We start from the raw sequence: 19,063 nt of genomic DNA, 5'->3' as shown, positions 1-19,063 counted from the left end.
GGCAGATGATTCTAACGCAAGGGGCTGAAGAGAGATGATTCTACAACTAATCAACGCGCTTCTCTTTGTCGGGATCACCGGCTGGGCAGTGTACATGTTCGCTACGGTGGTTTATCGACGGTACCTGTATATCCGTCTGGGCAAGCCAGCGAATTTGAAGAAGGATATGAAGGAACGCCTGAGCCAGTTCGCCATTCAGGTGTTCGGACAGAGCAAGCTGTTCAAGGACCGCAAGAGCGGTATCATGCACTTTATCGTTTTTTATGGCTTTATCATTTTGCAGTTCGGTGCGCTCGACATTATATGGAAGGGGCTGTCAGGGCACAGCTTGCCGATTCCGGGGCATGGCGGCTTCATCCTCATGCAGGAGATAACGGTGACACTGATCCTGCTGGCAATCGGTTATGCGGCTTACCGGCGTTACGGCGAGAAGCTGAAGCGGCTGAAGCGAGGGTGGAAGCCCAGCATTGTCGTGTTTTTCATCACGGCGCTGATGGCCTCGGTACTGCTGACGATGGCTTTTGAACGGCTTCGGGAAGGACTGGCGTGGTCGGCGATGGCGCCCATCTCATCCAGCATTGCGGCTGTTTTCACCTGGATGCCGCCGGTGGCGGTCACGGTTGGTTATTTCGTGTTCTGGTGGCTTCATCTGCTTATTCTGCTGTCGTTCCTCATCTATGTACCGCAATCGAAGCATTTTCACCTCATTACGGCACCGATCAACATCCTGGTACGCCGCACGGATCCTCCAGGCAAGCTCAGCAAGCTCGATCTGGAGGATGAAGAGGCCGAGGAATTCGGGGTGGGCAAGATTGAGGACTTTACGCAGAAGCAGATGCTCGATTTCTACGCCTGCGTGGAGTGCGGAAGATGCACCAACGTATGTCCGGCATCGAATACAGGCAAGCTGCTGTCGCCGATGCACATGATTGTGAAGCTCAGGGATCATCTGACGGAAAAAGGAGCCGCACTCACCTCCAAATCGGCGTGGATGCCGGCGTCGGTGTTTGGATCGCCTGGTGTTCACTCCATGGCTGCTACGGATCTGGCTCTTGTCGGCTGGAAGGGCGAGGGGATTACTGATATCGGTCCGACAATGGACGTGCAGAAGAGCTCCTGGCATCAAGTTGAGGGGGTAGACCCGAAGGACGTTCAATTGATCGGCGGCGTCATGACGGAGGAAGAGATCTGGGCATGCACCACCTGCCGCAACTGTGAGGATCAATGTCCGGTAGCTAACGAGCATGTCGACAAAATCGTGGATCTCCGGCGCCATCTCGTTCTGATGGAGGGCAGCGTGCCGCAGGAAGGACAGCGCGCGATGCAGAACATCGAGCGTCAGGGCAACCCTTGGGGGATCAGCCGTGCGGATCGCAGCAAGTGGGTGAAGGAGGTTGATCCCGAAGGGGCTCTGGATCTGAAGATTCCTACCGTGAAGGAGAATCCGGATTTTGATGTGCTGTTCTTTGTCGGGTCTATGGGTTCGTATGACAACCGCAGCCGCAAGATTACCCGGGCCTTCGTCCGGCTGATGAACGAAGCAGGCGTCAACTTCGCCATTCTGGGCAACGAGGAGAAGAATTCGGGCGACACGCCGCGCCGCATGGGCAATGAATTTCTGTTCCAGCAGCTGTGCATGGAGAACATCGAGACGTTCCAGAAGTACGATGTGAAACGGATTGTCACAGCTTGTCCGCATACATTCAATATTTTCAAGAACGAATATCCGGAATTTGGTCTAACGGCCGAAGTGATTCACCATACGGAGCTGCTGGATCAGCTGGTGAAGGAAGGACGTCTTAAGCCACAGTATCAGGTTCAGGAGAAAATCACGTATCATGACTCCTGCTACCTTGGGCGTTATAACGACGTGTATGATCAGCCGCGCGATGTGCTGCGCGCCATTCCGGGCGTCGAGCTGCTGGAGATGGAGCGCAGCCGGGAGAACGGGATGTGCTGCGGCGCCGGCGGCGGTCAGATGTGGATGGAAGAGGACGCTGGCAAGCGCGTGAATCTGGCGCGTACCGAGCAGGCGCTGTCCGTGTCGCCGACCATGATCAGTTCGGCTTGTCCGTTCTGCCTGACGATGCTGGAGGATGGCACGAAGCTGAAGGAAGTGGAAGAAAGCGTCAAAACGCGAGATATCGCGGAAATCTTGGAATTATCCGTATTCGGTCTATCTGAAATCCATGAACAGGAGGTCGTTGTGCAATGAGTAATACCATTACCAAAGAAGTCGTCAGCGGTTCCGGTGTCGCAGGTCGAAACATAACCAAAGCAGCCGTAATCGGCTCTGGTGTCATGGGGTCGGGTATTGCCGCCCATCTAGCCAATGCAGGAATTCCCTGTCTGCTGCTCGACATCGTTCCGAATTCCTTGACCGCCGAGGAGGAGAAAGCCGGCTTGACGCTGGATCATCCCAAGGTTCGAAGCAGGCTTGCAGCCAAGGCCGTTGCGGCACTGCCTAAATCCAGCACGGCCCCGCTGTACAGCGCCGACTTTGTGAGCCGGATCACGCCGGGGAACACGGAGGATCATCTAAGCCAGTTGAAGGATGCGGACTGGATCATTGAAGTGGTCACGGAGCGTCTGGAAATCAAGAAAAGCATCTTCAAGCAGATCGAAGGTGTGCGTAAAGAAGGGGCCATCGTCAGCACGAACACCTCCGGTATTTCCGTTAATGCCATGGTCGAGGATTGCAGCGAGGAATTCCGAAGTCATTTCCTGGGGACTCATTTCTTCAATCCGCCGCGTCATATGAAGCTTCTGGAGATTATCCCGGGCTTTGACACCGATCCGGATATTACGAAGTTCATGGTTGAATTCTGTACGAAGCGCCTTGGCAAAGGGGTTGTTCTGGCAAAGGATACGCCGAATTTCATCTCGAACCGGATTGGCACCTACGGACTCCTCGTTACGCTACAGGAGATGGTGAAGAACAGCTATACGGTGGAGGAAGTGGATGCGGCCACGGGTCCGATTCTGGGACGCCCGAAGAGTGCAACCTTCCGTACGCTGGATCTTGTGGGCATCGATACGTTTGTCCATGTGGCGAGAAATGTTTACGACTCAGTGCCGGATGGCGCCGAGAAAGACGTGTTCACGGTACCTGATGTGATGAATGAGCTTGTCACCCGCGGCTGGATCGGAGAGAAGGGCGGCCAGGGTTTCTATAAAAAAGTGAAGGGCGATAAAGGCAGTCAGATCTTATCGCTCAACCTGTCAACGATGGAGTACCACCCGAGCGCCAAAATAAGCTCCGCTTCCATCGAAGCCGCGAAAGCGGTGAAGGGAGCCAAACGGAAGATCAAAGCATTCCTGAGTACGCAGGATCGCTACTCGGAGTTGGCCTGGAATGTATTGAAGCAGGTGCTTGTATATGCAGCCGATAAGCTTGGTGAGATCGCGGATTCCATTCAGGACATCGACAACGCAATGAAATGGGGCTTCAACTGGGAGCTCGGTCCATTCGAGACCTGGGATCTGATCGGACTGCCGGAATCGGTGCAGCGCATGGAAGCAGAAGGACTGACCGTCCCAGCTTGGGTGAAGGATTGGATTGCCGCCGGGAATAAGACTTTCTATCAGCAGAAGGACGGCGAGGCGTTCCATTATTTCAAAGGCGAGTACAAAGGGGTGGAGGTTCAGCCGGAGCTGATCTCGCTGCAGACTTTAAAGTCGCAAAACCGGATTATTCGCTCAAACACGGGCGCGAACCTGATTGATCTTGGGGATGGTGTAGCGTGTCTTGAATTCACCTCTCCGAATAATGCGATTGGTGCCGATATTCTGGTCATGATTCAGCAGAGCGTCGAAGAGATTCGGGCGAATTACCGCGGGCTCGTGGTCGCAAACGAAGGCCGCAACTTCTGCGTTGGCGCGAACCTGATGCTCATGCTGATGGAAGCGCAGAGCGGTGACTGGGATGAGGTGGATGACATCATCCGTCTGTTCCAGGGCAGCATGATGAAGCTGAAGGGGCTGGAGAAGCCGGTTGTGGCTGCGCCTCACCGGATGACACTCGGCGGCGGCGTGGAAGCGTGCCTGCCGGCCGACCGAATCATCTTCTCGGCGGAGACGTATTTCGGTCTCGTGGAGACAGGGGTGGGTCTCATTCCGGCAGGCGGCGGCTGCAAGGAGCTGGTGCTCATGACCAGCAACCGGCATCCGGATGCGGACCATGATCTCCAGCCGGAGATCAACAGGATCTTCGAGATGGTGGCGATGGCGAAGGCATCGACCAGCGGACATGAAGCGATCCGCATGGGTTACGGACGCAGCGGAGATACGGTGGTCATGAATCAGGATTACCGGATCTATGAAGCGAAGCAGGCGGTCCTTGCGATGGACCGGGCAGGCTATGTGCCGCCACAGCCGGGCAAAGCCCGCGTTGTCGGCCGCGACGGCCGTGCCGTGCTTCAGCTGGGTGCCATCGATATGAAGCGAAGCGGCTACATCAGCGATCATGATCTGCTGATCGCGAAGAAGCTGGCTCATATCCTGACGGGCGGTGACGTTCCTGCTGGAACTGTAGTAAGCGAGCAGCACCTGCTCGACCTGGAACGCGAAGCGTTCCTCAGCCTGCTCGGCGAGGCCAAAACCCAGCAGCGCATGCAGCACATGCTGGCAAAGGGCAAGCCGCTGCGTAATTAGGAGTGATGAGAGCTGTTTTGGAGAGAGCTGCTTTACAGTTAAAGATTAGTTATCATTCGTCAACGCGATTCGATAAATCAACCGTGCATACAGTGCGTGGGTGGCAGTTATCCGTGCTGTTGAAGTTAGATCATGGCGGCTCTTGAATTAGCTCCACCCGTTACAAATTCATATCATGGCCGATTAGTGTCCAGCAATCATATCCGAATTGGATTCAACCATTTCAAGTTGATGAGGTGAATGGCATGAGAGAAGCAGTCATAGTATCCCTTGCCCGTACTCCGGTAGGGAAAGCAAAGAAAGGAAGTTTCGCCCAGACGCGCGTAGAGGATCTTGGTAAGGCGGTATTGGAAGCCGTCATTGAGCGTGCGCCGGGTCTAAAAAAAGAGGATGTCGAGGACATCATTCTCGGCTGTGCAATGCCGGAGGGTGAGCAGGGTCTCAACGTAGCGCGGATCATCTCGCTGTATGCAGGATATCCGGTGACGGTCCCTGCCCTGACCGTCAATCGCTTCTGCTCCTCGGGACTGCAAGCGATCGCCTTTGCGGCAGAGCGTATTATGCTTGGCCATGCGGAAGTCATCGTGGCAGGCGGCGTCGAGAGCATGAGCCATGTGCCGATGACCGGCTTCAAGCCAGCACCGCATCCGACAATTGTGGAGGAGATGTCTGAGGTATACATCGGCATGGGACACACCGCAGAGGAGGTGGCCCGCCGCTTTGGCATTACCCGCGAAGCGCAGGATGCCTTCGCGGCCAGCAGCCACGCTAAGGCAGCGGCTGCCATCGCTGAAGGGAAGTTCCGGGACGAGATCGTGCCCGTGAACGTATCGCTGGCTGCCGCGGATGAGCAGGGCAAGGTCCGCAGCAGCACCTTCGCCGTGGATACGGATGAAGGGGTGCGGCCGGATACCTCCCCGGAGGTATTGGCAAGGCTCAAGCCGGCCTTTGCCCTCGGCGGTTCCGTTACCGCAGGCAACGCGTCCCAGACGAGCGACGGTGCAGCAGCCGTAGCCGTCATGAGCCGCGAGAAAGCGGAGGAGCTGGGTCTCACGCCGCTGGCTACCTTCAGATCGTTCGCCCTGGCGGGCGTTGAGCCACAGATAATGGGGGTAGGACCCGTCGAAGCGATCCCGAAAGCGCTGCGCATGGCAGGGATCGAGCTGGATCAAGTGGATGTGTTCGAGATTAACGAAGCGTTCGCTTCGCAATGTCTGCACATCATCCGTGCCTTGGGCATTGACGAGAGCAAGGTCAACGTCAACGGCGGTGCCATTGCGCTCGGTCACCCGCTCGGCTGCACCGGCGCCAAGCTGACCGTCAGCCTCGTCTCCGAGCTCGCGCGCCGCGGCGGCGGCTACGGCGTCGTGAGCATGTGCATCGGCGGCGGCATGGGCGCCGCGGGGGTGTTCGAGGTGCACGCTGCCGGAGCTTAATTGTCTCATTCATAGGAGTCGTAACTCGTTCGTTATAGAAACAAATCTTGTTAGATGGCAGGCGTAGGGAAGTAGCCTCCTTCTTGTCTGGCGAATTAAGGCGAAGCAAGTCCCAAAGAGGAACTTGTGGCCCCCAGGTCACAAGCTGTGTCCGCTCCGTACACGGACCGGACACGGGACCACTCACTCCAACCACAGGGGAGTGCAAGGATAGTCGGTCGCAGGGGTTTGAACTTAGGGGATTAGCCAGAGTGCGCCAGCCCAGCGGAGAGGGCGGAATTGTACTGGAGAAGCGATAGCGGTCGCCTTTGAGTTTGGATTTCTACTATTAATTGATCCATTCCCTGAAATCCAAACTCAACAGCGATCGGAAGTACAATCCGCACGCGGAGCGCCACTATTGCACCACAATCACGCATGCATCATATCATCTATGACCAACCAGCAAGTTGGCAACCTAGCAACACCAAGGCCACCATTGCACTCCACCTTATTCCACATTCCGAAAGGGGAAACCAATCATGAGCGATAACCAAACCAAAGAACCGAAAATCAAAGGCGGCAGCTTTGTCATCGATAATCCCGATATGCAGCGCATCCTGACACCGGAGGATTTCACGGAAGAGCATCGCATGATCGGCGAGACGGTGCGTGATTTTATCGATGGGGAAGTCGTGCCGCACGATGAAGAGCTGGAGAAGCTGAATTATGAAATGACGGTAGACCTGCTTCGCAAAGCAGGCGAGTTGGGCCTGCTCGGAGCCGATGTGCCGGAGCCGTTCGGCGGGATCGGACTGGATAAGGTCAGCTCTACGATTATTAACGAAGCGTTGGCCAAGGGTTCGTCCTTCGCGCTTTCCTTCGGGGCTCATGTCGGGATCGGAACGCTGCCGATCGTGTTCTTCGGTACGACCGAGCAGAAACAGAAATATCTGCCGGATCTCTCGACCGGCGCTAAAATCGCGGCTTATTGTTTGACGGAGCCAACCTCGGGCTCCGATGCGCTGGGTGCCAAAACAACGGCACGCCTGTCGGATGACGGAGACTATTATATTTTGAACGGATCGAAGCTATATATAACTAACGCCGGATTTGCGGATATCTTTATTGTCTACGCCAAGATTGATGGGGAGCATTTTACCGCGTTCATTGTCGAGAAGGAGATGGAAGGCTTCACGCTCGGACCGGAAGAGAAGAAGATGGGCATCAAGGGCTCGTCGACGCGTCCGCTCTTTTTCGAAGACGTCAAGGTGCCGAAGGAGAACCTGCTCGGCGAGATCGGCAAGGGCCACCGGATCGCCTTTAACATCCTGAACATCGGAAGGTATAAATTGGCAGCCGGCACGGTCGGTGCGGCGAAGGAATCCATCGAGCTGAGCGCGAAATATGCTAACACCCGTAAACAGTTCGATACACCAATCTCGCAGTTCCCGCTTATGCGCAAGAAGCTGGCCGAGATGAACATCACCACCTTCGTGATGGAGAGTATGGTGTACCGTACGGCAGGACTGCTGGACGAAGCGATGCAGGACATCGATTACAACAGCGAGGATGCCGGAATCCAATCGGCTGCCGCGATCTCCGACTATGCCATTGAATGCTCGATCAACAAGGTGTTCTGTTCGGAAGGACTGGATAACGTAGCAGACGAAGCGGTGCAGATTCATGGAGGCTATGGGTATATCCAAGAGTACAAAGTGGAACGCGTCTATCGGGACTCCCGCATCAACCGCATCTTTGAAGGCACGAACGAGATCAACCGGCTCCTGATTCCGGGCACGCTCGTGAAGAAGGCCATGAAGGGCGAAATCGCGCTCCTGCAAAAAGCGCAAGGCCTCCAAGGTGAGCTGCTGCAGCTGGTACCTGGCCAAACTTTCGAAGGCACACTGGAGCAGGAAACGCACTTCCTGGACATGAGCAAAAAGATTTTCCTCCTCGCAGGCGGTTTGGCGGTTCAGAAATTCGGCACGAAGCTGGAGAAAGAGCAGGAGGCTTTATCCAATCTGGCGGATATGATGATTGATATTTATGCCCTCGAGAGTGCGCTGCTGCGTACTCGCAAGCAAATCGAACGCACCTCGGAGGAAAAAGCAGCGAGCATGATCGAGATGACGCAGGTGTTTGCATACGAGGCGTTCCAGCGCATTGAAGCGCTCGCGAAAGAGACGCTGGCCTCGGTGGAAACCGGTGATATGCTGCGCATGCAGCTGTCGGTGCTTAAGAAGCTGACGCGTTGCACACCGGTCGATACGGTGGCCCTCAAGCGCAGCATCGCCGCCCGTGTCGTCAAGAACGAACGGTACACCGTGTAGCATCCGTCACCGTAATAGATGCGAATGTAGCCTGAAAAGAGAGAGAGTTTTCTTGGAGTAGGAAAGAAGGAGCATTCCTTAGGAAAGGGTTGGTTTTGTATGGATACAAAGCCTTGGCTGCCGTTTTATCCGCCCGAAGTAGCCCCCGCTTTTGATTATCCGAAACAGAATTTGGCATCATTTCTCGTGACGTCGGCACAGAAGTTTCCGAATCGGCCGGCCATGTATTTCATGGGCAAAACGATCAACTATAGGAGTCTGCTGGAGTCGTCCTATCGTATGGCAAACGCGCTCCGCAGCAAAGGGATTAAGAAGGGCGACCGGGTAGCGATTATGCTTCCCAACTGCCCGCAGGTAGTGATTTCGTATTATGGCGTGCTGCTCGCCGGAGCCGTGGCCGTCATGACCAACCCGCTCTATATGGAGCGGGAAATTGCGCATCAGATGAAGGATTCCGGTGCCAAGATCATTATCACGATGGATATGTTCGTGTCCCGCGTTGAAAAAGTCATCGAGGAGACGGAACTGGAGCATATGATCGTCACTTCCGTGGCGGATTATCTTCCATTCCCCAAGAATCTCCTCTATCCGATCAAAGCCAAGAAGGAGGGCCCCCTTCCGGTCGTCAATTATGGAAGCCGCGTCCATGCCTTCAAAAAGCTGCTTGCGAGCTCACCGAATGACCCGATCTGCGAATCCGTAAAGGCGGAGAAGGACTTGGCCCTGCTCCAGTATACCGGTGGCACGACCGGTGTTCCCAAAGGCGTCATGCTGACGCATATGAATCTGATCGCCAATACGGTGCAGTCCGCGAACTGGTGCTTTCAGGTGGAGGATGGGAAGGAGCGCTATTTGGCGGTGCTCCCCTGTTTTCACGTATTCGGGTTGACAGTGCTGCTTAACCAGGCGATCTACCGTGCGGGTATGCTGATATTGGTACCGAAATTCGAAGTGACGATGATTCTGAACCTGATCAAAAAAATGAAGCCGACACTCTTCCCGGGCGCGCCGACCATGTACATCGCGCTGATTAATCACCCGCGGATCAAGGAATATGATCTGTCTTCGATCAATGCTTGCGTCAGCGGCTCTGCGGGGCTTCCGGTCGAGGTGCAGGATAAGTTCGAGGAGCTGACCAAAGGGCGGCTGATCGAAGGCTACGGCCTGACCGAAGCTTCCCCGGTTACCCATGTGAACCCGATCTGGGGAAGGCGCAAGATCGGCACCATTGGCGTACCGGTTCCGGATACGGATGCCAAGGTGGTGGACCCCGACACGGGCGAAGAAATGCCCATCGGCGAGCCTGGCGAGCTAATTGTGAAAGGGCCGCAGGTGATGATAGGGTACTGGAACCGGCCGGAGGACACGTTCGACACGCTGCGCAACGGCTGGCTGTTCACGGGTGATATGGTAACGATGGACGAAGAGGGGTATTTTACGATCATCGACCGCAAGAAAGACATGATCATTGCAAGCGGTTTCAATATTTACCCTCGGGAGATCGAGGAAGTGCTGTATGAGCATCCTTCCGTAAAGGAAGCCGTCGTGGTCGGAACGAAGGACGATTATCGCGGCGAAACCGTGAGAGCATATATTGTGCTGAAGGATGGCGCGTCTCCGGACCTTTCGGGCCTTGAGAAGTTTTGCCGCAGTCAGCTGGCAGCCTATAAGGTGCCGCGCGAGTACGTGTTCCGCGATTCGCTGCCGAAGACGATGGTAGGCAAGGTGCTGCGCCGCAAGCTGCTGGAGGAGGAAGAGGAAGGCAGAACGGGCTGAGAGCGAAAGAACAGCAGCGTTAGGCACGATCAACGATTCATGTTATTCCGCTGGAATGGATACAGTATCTAACAACGTCAGAAGAAAAAAGGAGGCGGCCTGATGAATCATACCAATGTCAACCCCAACGCGAAGGCCGAACAGCCGGAAATCGACCGGGAGGCGTACATCGAGGCCATGACCAAAGCGGCAGAGCCCACCTTCTGGGGATATCTCGGCTGCAAACTTGCGTCAGCCAGCTCGGAGGCGGTTATTGTCACGCTGGATGCGCAGCCTCATCATATGAATATGATGGGCATCGTGCATGGCGGCGTACTCTCCTCACTGATGGATAACGCCATGGGCATTGCCGTCATGCTGGAGCGCCCGGGCGAATCAACGGTGACGAGCAATCTGAACGTGCATTTTGTCATGCCGGCCAGAGCAGGTGTCCTCACCGTAACGGCAAGCATCGTGCATCAGACGCACCGTTCGGTCACAACGGAATGCAGAATTACGAACGAGAAGGGTGAGCTTGTGGCGATCAGCACAGGGTCCTTCCGAGTGAAATAAAGCAGCCTTGGCTGCTATGAAACAGGTGGTCTGCCAACGCTGGAGGGGCAGGCCATTTATTTTTTGGGTGGGCAGAAAATGGGTCGGGGGGTCGTATGAGTAACTTCGCTCAGTAGCTTCCAATCCATTGAGCTTATGACCAAGATCATCGAGTAGGAGGGGCGGCTAACCACCGTCCTCTCATACCACCGTACATGCGGGTCCGCATACGGCGGTTCTAAAAGGTTAACAAAGCTCCAGATCCACCCAGTACGGGGTCCTCTTCATGGTATTAACACCGAGAAGCAGGGATGGCAGGATCTTGGTCGGAGTTATGGAGTGATTCCCCCTTACTCCTTGTCAGGTCGATAAAGCTGTGGTACAATAAAAATGCTGTTTTTCATGTAGAATCTAGGATGTCTCTTAAGATAATAAATTTAGATGTTTACATACGTAGGAGGTGGAAGTCATGGTTGTATTTTTTGAAGTGTTGCTTGTTATTTTCTCCATCGGATTGATTACTGTCGTTCTTCTCCAAAAAGGGAAAAGCGCAGGTCTTGCCGGTGCCATCTCCGGCGGTGCGGAACATCTTTTTGGTAAAACAAAGGCTCGCGGTATGGATCTCGTACTGCAGCGTACAACGGTAGGTCTTGCAGCAGGATTTATGATTTTGGCCATCGTTGTTGCTATGTTGAAATAACAATGAACGTTACCCTCGCTTTTTCACTCTTGGAAGAGCGGGGGTTTTTTATTTGCCTGAATTTCGGAATACATAGGTTAAGACGGTGTCGGAAGGATACCGGAGATTAAATTCGTGTATACTAGGGTATGAGTATATGAAGGTAAAGAATGGATAGCGGAACGATGAAATTGCAGGTTCCCCGAGGTGATAATGATGATAACTGAAGAAATATTACTGAATTTTATGCGGGAAACTGCATACAAACCGATGACGTACCAGGAATTGGAGCAGCATTTTGCCATTAAGGATGCCCATGAATTCAGGGAATTCTTGAAACTGCTGAATGAGCTTGAGCAATCCGGAAAAATCATTCTGACCAGCACCCAGCGATATGGCGTGCCGGAACGGATGAATTTGCTGCGCGGACGTCTGCAGGCTCATGCGAAGGGTTTTGCATTCTTGATTCCCGATGATCGCGAGCACCCGGATGTGTACATTCATGCCAATGACTTGAAGAGTGCGATGAATGGAGATATCGTGCTTATCCGGATCAGTTCCAAAAGCAGCGATGGCGGCAAAATGGAAGGCGAAGTGGTCCGTATTGTGACGCGCGCCGTCACCCAAGTCGTGGGTGTATTCCAGAACCATGAAGCCTATGGCTTCGTGCTGCCGGATGACAAGCGGATCAATCGGGATATTTTTATTCCGAAGCATGCGATTAACGGAGCCGTTGATGGCGTGAAAGTCGTGGTGAAGCTGGTCAGCTATCCGGAAGGAAGAGCTGCGGCCGAGGGTGAAGTTGTGGAGATTCTGGGTCACAAGGATGATCCGGGTGTCGACATCCTGTCCATTATCCGCAAGCATCAGCTGCCGGAAGGTTTTCCGGAGGAAGTGTTGGCCGAGGCGGATGGAGCGCCCGATGCCATTACGGAGGAAGAAATCGTACAGCAGGGCCGCCGCGATCTGCGCGGTCTGAACATTGTGACAATTGACGGCGAAGATGCCAAGGATCTCGATGATGCGGTGAATGTGGAACGTCTGCCGAACGGGAACTACCGTCTGGGCGTTCATATTGCCGATGTCAGTTATTACGTGCGCGAGCGCTCCGAGCTGGATAAGGAAGCTTACGATCGCGGCTGCAGCGTGTATTTGGTGGATCGGGTCATTCCGATGCTGCCGCATCGTCTGTCCAACGGGATTTGCAGCTTGAATCCGCAGGTGGATCGTCTGACGATGTCCTGTGAGATGGAATTCAACGAGCAGATGAAAGTCGTGAAGCACGATATCTTTACCAGTGTTATTCGTACGAAAGAACGGATGACATATAACAATGTACGCAAAATTCTCGTTGATGAGGATCCAGAGCTGATCGAGCGTTACAGTGACCTCGTGGAAGATTTCCGCTTGATGCGTGAGCTGGCGCTGAAGCTGCGGAATCGCCGGATGCGCCGTGGCGCGGTGGATTTTGATTTTGTGGAATCCAAGGTCATCGTGGACGAGAACGGCAAGCCCGTGGATATCGTCAAAAGAGAACGTTCCATTGCGGAGCAGATCATTGAGGAATTCATGCTGGCGGCCAACGAAACCGTGGCAGAGCATTTCCATTGGCTCAAGGTACCGTTCATCTACCGGATCCATGAAGACCCGGATCAGGAGAAGCTGCAGAACTTTATGGCATTCGCGGCCAATTTCGGGCATCAGGTGAAGGGACGGGGCAACTCGATCCATCCGCGCGCCCTGCAAAACCTGCTGGAAGCCATTCAAGGCACGAAGGAGCAAACGGTGCTCAGTACGATGATGCTCCGTTCGATGAAGCAGGCGAAATATGACGCAGAGAGCACGGGCCACTTTGGTCTTGCTGCGGAATATTACTCCCACTTCACGTCTCCGATTCGTCGTTATCCCGATCTGGTCATTCATCGGGTCATCCGGGAAGTACTGGAAAGCGGCGGTGCGCTTGATGAGAAGCGTCATGAGCATCTGGCGGGCCGGATGGCTGATATCGCTCGGCAATCCTCCGAGCGCGAGCGCGTGGCTGTGGATGCGGAGCGGGATACGGAAGCCCTTAAGAAAGCCGAGTTCATGCTGGATAAGGTCGGCGAAGAGTTCGAAGGCATTATCAGCAGCGTGACCAGCTTCGGCATGTTCATTGAGTTGGAGAACACGGTCGAAGGCTTGATTCGTCTCAGTGCGATGACCGACGATTATTATCATTTCGATGAGGGCCATATGGCGCTGATCGGTGAGCGGACCTCGAAGGTATACCGCATCGGTGATGATGTGAAGGTTCGCGTGGCGAAGGTGAACATGGATGATCACACCATCGATTTTGAGATGGTGGATATGAAGCCGCGCCGTCAAGGGCGCGGCGAAGGCGACCGCGGCGGCAACGGTGGCCGCGGATTTGGTGCCCGCGATGGCGCAGCCCGCGGGGGTAAGGGCCGCGGCGGTAAGCGCGGCGCGGCCGAAGGTGGCGCGCCAGGCGGACGCCGCAGTGACAGCGCCGGCGGCCAGGGTGGCCGCGGCAAGCGGAGCGGCGAGGCGCCGGCTGGAGCGGGCGCTGCCGCTGGTGCTGGCGAGCAGCAGGCGTCGAACTTCGCCTTTGGTTCCGGCAAAGGCGGCTACAGTTCCGCAGGCGGCGGTGCACTAGGCTTCGATCGCAATGCTCGCAGCTCTGGCGGTGCCGGCGGGAAGAGCCGGCGTAAGAAAACGGCGGGCAGCGGCATTTTCATCGGCGAAGGCCCAACTCCAGGCGGCAATGCTGGAGGCAACTCCGGCGGCGGCAGTGGCCGCAAACGGAAGAGCAAGGGCGGAAACGGCACGGCCGCTTTTGTCCGCAAGAAGAAAAAGTAACATTCTCCTCCTGATCGATCGCTGGAGGCGCTTGCCCCACCTTGCTTTTGGAGGCTGACGTTTGATACAATGGACTTCTGGTGAGATTGCGATTGGCGGTCTGCCGGAAGTCCTTTTTCCATTATCATTGTTGATGACAAGGGGTGAGACCATGGGTAAGAAAAGTGACGGGAAGGTTCTGGCCCAGAACAAAAAAGCTTCCCATGATTATTTCATCGAGGATACGTATGAAGCCGGGATGGTGTTGACCGGAACGGAGATCAAATCCATACGGAACGGCCGTGCCAATATTGGAGATGCGTTCGCAACCATTCGGAATGGCGAGATTCATATCCATAACATGCATATCAGCCCGTTCGAGCAGGGGAACCGCAACAACCCGACGGACCCTACGCGTACACGGAAGCTGCTGCTGCATAAGGAGCAGATCCGCAAACTGCTGGGCCTGTCCAAGCAGGATGGCTACGCGATTGTACCGTTGAAGATCTACATCCGGAATGGCTATGCCAAGTTATTGCTGGGCCTGGGTAAAGGTAAGCGTCAGTACGATAAGCGCGCCGATGCCGCCAAGAAAGATGCACAACGCGATATCCAGCGTGCGCTGCGTGAGAAGCAGAAGATTGCAAGGTAATTACGGTTATACGTGGCATGTCATTTAGGAAATCGGCATAATGTTTAAGGAACGTTAACAGTGGGATGGCAGCTTTTAGCTGTGTTACCTGCAATGTATATATCATTTTGATGTAAAATGTGATATACTAAGTGATGTAAGAGAGATCAATAAGATCTTTGACAATCAGCATACAGTTGGCGCATTCTTCTTTCTTGGAGGGAAAGAGTGAGCGGCATCAATCGACTGCTATGGCTGAATATTCTTTGATTTAATCCGATAGCCCTTTTTGGCAGGAACGCCAAGGTGCGAAGCACTGGCATTTCTCCAACTTAAGGGGGCGTTTTTGGATTCGACGGGGATAGTTCGGGCATGAGTAGCGGGTAGTGGGGACGCGTCCACTTCATCAACGCTAAAGCCAATTAAACGGCAAACAACAAAACAACTACGCTTTCGCAGCTTAATAACCTGTGAGCGTGCTCTCGCTCTGTATCGCCCATGTACCGGGATGAGGGCTCAACTTTAGTGGGATACGCTGTCTAGTCTCCGCCTGGGGCTAGCTGAAGAAGACAATCAGGCTGACCTGAAGGGAATCCGGTGACAGGGAGTTCCTAGGGTGACATCAAATCTGTCACTACACCCGTAGAAGCTTGTGTTGTCGTTATCTTCGGACAGGGGTTCGACTCCCCTCGCCTCCATTAGTAGTATCAGTGACGGCCACCATTTGGTGGCCGTTTTTTTGTATGGAATTAAGAAAAATAGTCTAATTCTGGGATTGCTAAATAAGTTAATTCGAGAAAGACAAGCAAGTTAAAAAACTAGCTATTATTGTATTATGTTGAGCCTATCTCAAACTTATTTGTTATAGGTTGAGACTTTAAGACCATTCATGAATACTGTATACTGGAGCGGAATAATCTAAGACGATAGGAGTAACTCTATGGAACCCATAACTGTTTCAAGGAAAGAAATACATAAAAAAAGTAAATATCAAGAATTTTTGATTTTTATGTTAAAAGAAATTTTATGGAATAGATTTTTATGGGGAATTTTAGTTAGTGTTTTCATAAATTTAGCCGCGTACAGTTATATTACAAATAACTATTCGACCTATATGGATACAGAAGAAAATATAAAGAAAGTACTAACAAACACAGTTACAATTTCACATGGGATTGAAAGAAACATAGAGAAAGTGAAATTTGACTATGAAGTTAGTGAGGTTGTTCTTGATAAGGATAACAAAATAGGTTATGTAGAAATGGTTTTTCTTCCCCTTGATCCTATTCTTGAAGCTTCTGAGTTTGTAATTAGTACGGGAGGCGGAAAAGAAATGGAACTTGATAATGTTAGATTATATGGTGAGGGAACTTATGGGGTATCCATATACAACAAAAAAACCAATGAATTAGTAAATAATATGATCACATTAGGGTACTCATTGCGTGAAGAGAAAGAAATCAAAGAGATTTTAAAAACAGAATCTACATCAAAACCTGCAAAATGGTTTTTAAATACTTTTAAATGAGTAATTCTAACTGGCTGAAGGGGTCTGTCAAGATTTCTGTGTAAACTCATTTCCAAGCAATCCCCCCGAGGGGGGATTTGGCGTTTCTAACGTAAGTAGTTGCTGATCCGATCCGGAAAGAAGACCGAAAGCTGAAGCAGCATCTGTCCCCAGTTTTGGACGCGGCCTGTCCATTTGCGGGTCACATCCATCGTGGCCAGATAGAGCATTTTCAGCAGAGCTTCATCAGTCGGAAAAATACTCTTTCCCTTGGTCACCTTGCGAAGCTGTCGGTGGTAACTCTCAATCATATTTGTTGTGTAGATGAGCTTGCGGATCTCAGGTGGGTACTTGAAGAAGGTCGAGAGCTCCTCCCAGTTGTTGCGCCAAGAGCGGACAATGAGCGGATACTTGACGCCCCAGACTTCCTCGAAGCGGTCCAGTTCCAAGAGCGCCCCTTCCTCCGTTGCAGCCTTGTAAATCGGCTTCAGGTCCGCAGTGACTTTCTTGAGATCCTTGTACGACACGTAGCGAGTGGAATTACGAATTTGGTGGATAATACACTTTTGGATCTCGGTCTTTGGATAGCAGGCAGCAATCGCTTCGGAGAAACCACTGAGATTGTCCACACAGATGATGAGAATGTCTTGGACACCACGATCTCGCAGGTCATTTAGGCCCCTTAGCCAGAACTTACTGGATTCATTCTCCCCGATCCACATGCTGAGCACATCCTTGTTTCCGTCCAGGTCGATGCCGATAACCATGTAGGCCGCTTTGTTTACAATGGCACCGTCCTGCTTCACTTTGAAATGAATCGCATCCAGGTAAACGACGGCGTACACGCCTTGAAGCGGCCGATTCTGCCATTCCTTAATGAGAGGCACGATTTTGTTGGTAACATTGGAAATGAGCGTAGGCGAGACTTCGATGCCGTACAGGTTTTGCAGATGGTCTTGAATCTCTCGTGTGCTGACTCCTTTAGCGTACAGGGCGATGATCTGATGCCGGTTACATTCTTCTGGTGCTTCTGCACAACAACCGGCTCGAACTCACCCATCCGATCCCTTGGAACCGCAATTTCCTGCTCTCCGTATTCGCTGACCACCGTCTTCTTGCTCTTGCCATTTCGGCTGTTTGGCGTCATCTTGGCTTTGACCTCATGCTTTTCGTAGCCTAAATGCGTATCGAGCTCTGCTTCCAGCATCTCTTGAGAGTTTCAGCAAACAGTTCTTTCAGGGCATTCTGCGCATCCTGAGCCGTTACCAGCTTGTTCTCCTTAATGAACGTCCGTAGTTGCTCTTTTGTCCATAGTCCCATGTGTTCTCCCCAACCTTTCTATTACTTTCCATTTTAATAGATTTGGGAGTTTACACAAACTATTTTACAGACTCTCCTAGTCTAAGTGAGGTAAGTAGACGTATAAATTACCCGACAAGCATAATATACAACCATGCTAAAGATTTGGCTGTTCAGATTAGTGGACAATCCTAGAAGTATTTTAATCCTTGAGGTTCGCGAGGCCCATCTAAAGTTACTTGAAAGATTAGGAGCCCATAATGACGGATAGATAAAAGCCAACGTAGAAATAATTTACGTCGGCTTTTTTTCGGCAAATGCTGATTAGATATTGCTCGGCTGCCCTGTATAAAGTAAATAGGCCCGACTTTAAAATGTTGTCGGGCCCTTCATTTTAAGGCATAAATTAGAATCTAACCTTACGAAGTTTCTCGCGAATTAGATCAGTTACAAGCCGATTCGGGGACCGCTCACACCCTCCAACCTTCATATGATTACACAGCACCGCCACTGCCAAAAACAACCCTAAAACTTGCCATTACAAACAGCGCGGTGAACCGTACCACAAGTAACGGCGAAAAATCTAGAAGGTGATAAGACTAGAATTGTTGTTGAGCATGTTGAATAATGGGGCATTAGGGCTCCTGAGACCATTTAGCTCGGGAGTTTCTTAGTTCTTTCTAACTAGAAATACACCCACCATTTTCCAGAACTATGGTATGATAAGAGGGTAATTGGTTTCGGATGCATGGGGGATTTCACGAAGTTAGCACGTTTATACAAAACTAAGAATGAGCGTGATAACAGGCAAAAACATTAAACTTTATAATGGGGGATTTACTCATGGCAAATCGGACAGGAACCTATGTCGCTTTTGATGGTTTAGGGGAAAGAGACCCTACAAAGTCTGACTTTAAATACTATGCCACTCTTCAAGCATGGAGTACGAACAAATACATTGAGTTTTCGCTGACTAACAGTCACGAGAAAACGGATGCGGTACGCGATACAAGTAAACGGGCAACATTGTATGCGCGCATTCAAGAACGGCTTAGAGCATCAAAAAACATGCTCGTCATCCTTACGAGTAAGACTCGTTATACCGGAAGTGTTTTGTCCTACGAGATCGAGCAAGCCATAGACACATACAAAATTCCGGTTATTATCGCCTATCCCGAATTTTCATCCATTTTGCATGTGGAGAGCCACAGTGACATTTGGCCAAAGGCGCTTGCCGACCGTATCAATAATACCCATATAGAGGCAATCCATATCGCATTTAATAAAGATTGCATCTTGGATGCTATCACGCGTTTTCATGTGAATGGTGAGCATCTTAGCAGTGGGAAGAATTATTACAGCCGTGATGCGCAAATCAAATGGGGCCTGATTCGATAAAGGAGA

General features: G+C 52.3%; 11 protein-coding genes, 1 other RNA gene and 1 pseudogene. 12 read left to right on the top strand and 1 reads right to left on the bottom strand.

The window, feature by feature from the left end; genetic code table 11:
• Nucleotides 1-34 precede the first annotated feature (34 nt).
• The 11 genes from WDY75_RS29340 (at nucleotide 35) to WDY75_RS29290 (ending at nucleotide 16,381) form a co-directional block, all read left to right on the top strand.
• The gene (locus WDY75_RS29340) at nucleotides 35-2,215 is read left to right on the top strand and encodes a heterodisulfide reductase-related iron-sulfur binding cluster (protein WP_063478310.1); all 2,181 of its coding nucleotides are present in this window, start codon (nucleotides 35-37) and stop codon (nucleotides 2,213-2,215) included.
• Entirely contained in the window at nucleotides 2,212-4,653 is a 2,442-nt protein-coding gene (locus tag WDY75_RS29335; RefSeq protein WP_063478311.1) for a 3-hydroxyacyl-CoA dehydrogenase/enoyl-CoA hydratase family protein, read from the top strand. The genes WDY75_RS29340 and WDY75_RS29335 overlap by 4 nt, the downstream gene beginning before the upstream one ends.
• Nucleotides 4,654-4,898: 245 nt before the next feature.
• Nucleotides 4,899-6,089 (top strand): acetyl-CoA C-acyltransferase, encoded by a 1,191-nt coding sequence (locus tag WDY75_RS29330; protein ID WP_063478312.1) that lies wholly within the window; start codon nucleotides 4,899-4,901, stop codon nucleotides 6,087-6,089.
• A gap of 521 nt (nucleotides 6,090-6,610) precedes the next feature.
• A complete protein-coding gene (locus tag WDY75_RS29325; protein ID WP_063478313.1) occupies nucleotides 6,611-8,401 on the top strand; it encodes an acyl-CoA dehydrogenase family protein in 1,791 nt (596 codons plus the stop codon).
• Between the two features lie 99 nt (nucleotides 8,402-8,500).
• Nucleotides 8,501-10,177 carry a long-chain-fatty-acid--CoA ligase gene (locus tag WDY75_RS29320; RefSeq protein WP_063478314.1) on the top strand — a complete coding sequence of 559 codons (1,677 nt, stop codon included), beginning with the start codon at nucleotides 8,501-8,503 and terminating at the stop codon, nucleotides 10,175-10,177.
• A gap of 102 nt (nucleotides 10,178-10,279) precedes the next feature.
• Nucleotides 10,280-10,729, top strand: coding sequence for a PaaI family thioesterase (locus tag WDY75_RS29315; RefSeq protein ID WP_063478315.1), 450 nt, complete (start codon nucleotides 10,280-10,282; stop codon nucleotides 10,727-10,729).
• Nucleotides 10,730-11,177: 448 nt separating this feature from the next.
• A complete protein-coding gene (gene secG / locus WDY75_RS29310; RefSeq protein WP_009593367.1) occupies nucleotides 11,178-11,408 on the top strand; it encodes a preprotein translocase subunit SecG in 231 nt (76 codons plus the stop codon).
• Nucleotides 11,409-11,603: 195 nt separating this feature from the next.
• Nucleotides 11,604-14,243, top strand: a complete 2,640-nt coding sequence (rnr, locus tag WDY75_RS29305; RefSeq protein WP_063478316.1) for a ribonuclease R — start codon at nucleotides 11,604-11,606, stop codon at nucleotides 14,241-14,243.
• Nucleotides 14,244-14,394: 151 nt separating this feature from the next.
• Complete coding sequence (gene smpB, locus WDY75_RS29300) at nucleotides 14,395-14,874, top strand: SsrA-binding protein SmpB (RefSeq protein WP_009593386.1); 480 nt, start codon at nucleotides 14,395-14,397, stop codon at nucleotides 14,872-14,874.
• Nucleotides 14,875-15,189: 315 nt separating this feature from the next.
• Nucleotides 15,190-15,554: a transfer-messenger RNA gene (ssrA, locus tag WDY75_RS29295) on the top strand.
• Nucleotides 15,555-15,793: 239 nt separating this feature from the next.
• The gene (locus WDY75_RS29290; RefSeq protein WP_063478317.1) at nucleotides 15,794-16,381 is read left to right on the top strand and encodes a hypothetical protein; all 588 of its coding nucleotides are present in this window, start codon (nucleotides 15,794-15,796) and stop codon (nucleotides 16,379-16,381) included.
• 86 nt (nucleotides 16,382-16,467) lie between these two features.
• Here WDY75_RS29290 and WDY75_RS29285 read toward each other — a convergent pair.
• Nucleotides 16,468-17,680 (bottom strand): annotated as a pseudogene (locus WDY75_RS29285) (IS256 family transposase).
• Between the two features lie 822 nt (nucleotides 17,681-18,502).
• Here WDY75_RS29285 and WDY75_RS29280 point away from each other — a divergent pair.
• Nucleotides 18,503-19,057 (top strand): TIR domain-containing protein, encoded by a 555-nt coding sequence (locus tag WDY75_RS29280; RefSeq protein WP_063478318.1) that lies wholly within the window; start codon nucleotides 18,503-18,505, stop codon nucleotides 19,055-19,057.
• Nucleotides 19,058-19,063: the final 6 nt, after the last annotated feature.

The organism is Paenibacillus glucanolyticus (genome assembly GCF_037333485.1).
Taxonomy (GTDB): Bacteria; Bacillota; Bacilli; order Paenibacillales; family Paenibacillaceae; genus Paenibacillus_AQ; species Paenibacillus_AQ glucanolyticus.
Note: the sequence above shows the minus strand (reverse complement) of the source record. Positions and strands in the feature narration are given on the sequence as shown.

Bases quoted from the DNA above. Each gene is read 5' to 3' on its own strand.
- secG (WP_009593367.1), top strand. From the start codon at position 11,178: ATGGTTGTATTTTTTGAAGTGTTGCTTGTTATTTTCTCCATCGGATTG.
- WDY75_RS29340 (WP_063478310.1), top strand. From the start codon at position 35: ATGATTCTACAACTAATCAACGCGCTTCTCTTTGTCGGGATCACCGGC.
- WDY75_RS29330 (WP_063478312.1), top strand. From the start codon at position 4,899: ATGAGAGAAGCAGTCATAGTATCCCTTGCCCGTACTCCGGTAGGGAAA.
- WDY75_RS29280 (WP_063478318.1), top strand. From the start codon at position 18,503: ATGGCAAATCGGACAGGAACCTATGTCGCTTTTGATGGTTTAGGGGAA.
- smpB (WP_009593386.1), top strand. From the start codon at position 14,395: ATGGGTAAGAAAAGTGACGGGAAGGTTCTGGCCCAGAACAAAAAAGCT.
- WDY75_RS29315 (WP_063478315.1), top strand. From the start codon at position 10,280: ATGAATCATACCAATGTCAACCCCAACGCGAAGGCCGAACAGCCGGAA.
- WDY75_RS29325 (WP_063478313.1), top strand. From the start codon at position 6,611: ATGAGCGATAACCAAACCAAAGAACCGAAAATCAAAGGCGGCAGCTTT.
- WDY75_RS29335 (WP_063478311.1), top strand. From the start codon at position 2,212: ATGAGTAATACCATTACCAAAGAAGTCGTCAGCGGTTCCGGTGTCGCA.
- WDY75_RS29320 (WP_063478314.1), top strand. From the start codon at position 8,501: ATGGATACAAAGCCTTGGCTGCCGTTTTATCCGCCCGAAGTAGCCCCC.
- WDY75_RS29290 (WP_063478317.1), top strand. From the start codon at position 15,794: ATGGAACCCATAACTGTTTCAAGGAAAGAAATACATAAAAAAAGTAAA.
- rnr (WP_063478316.1), top strand. From the start codon at position 11,604: ATGATAACTGAAGAAATATTACTGAATTTTATGCGGGAAACTGCATAC.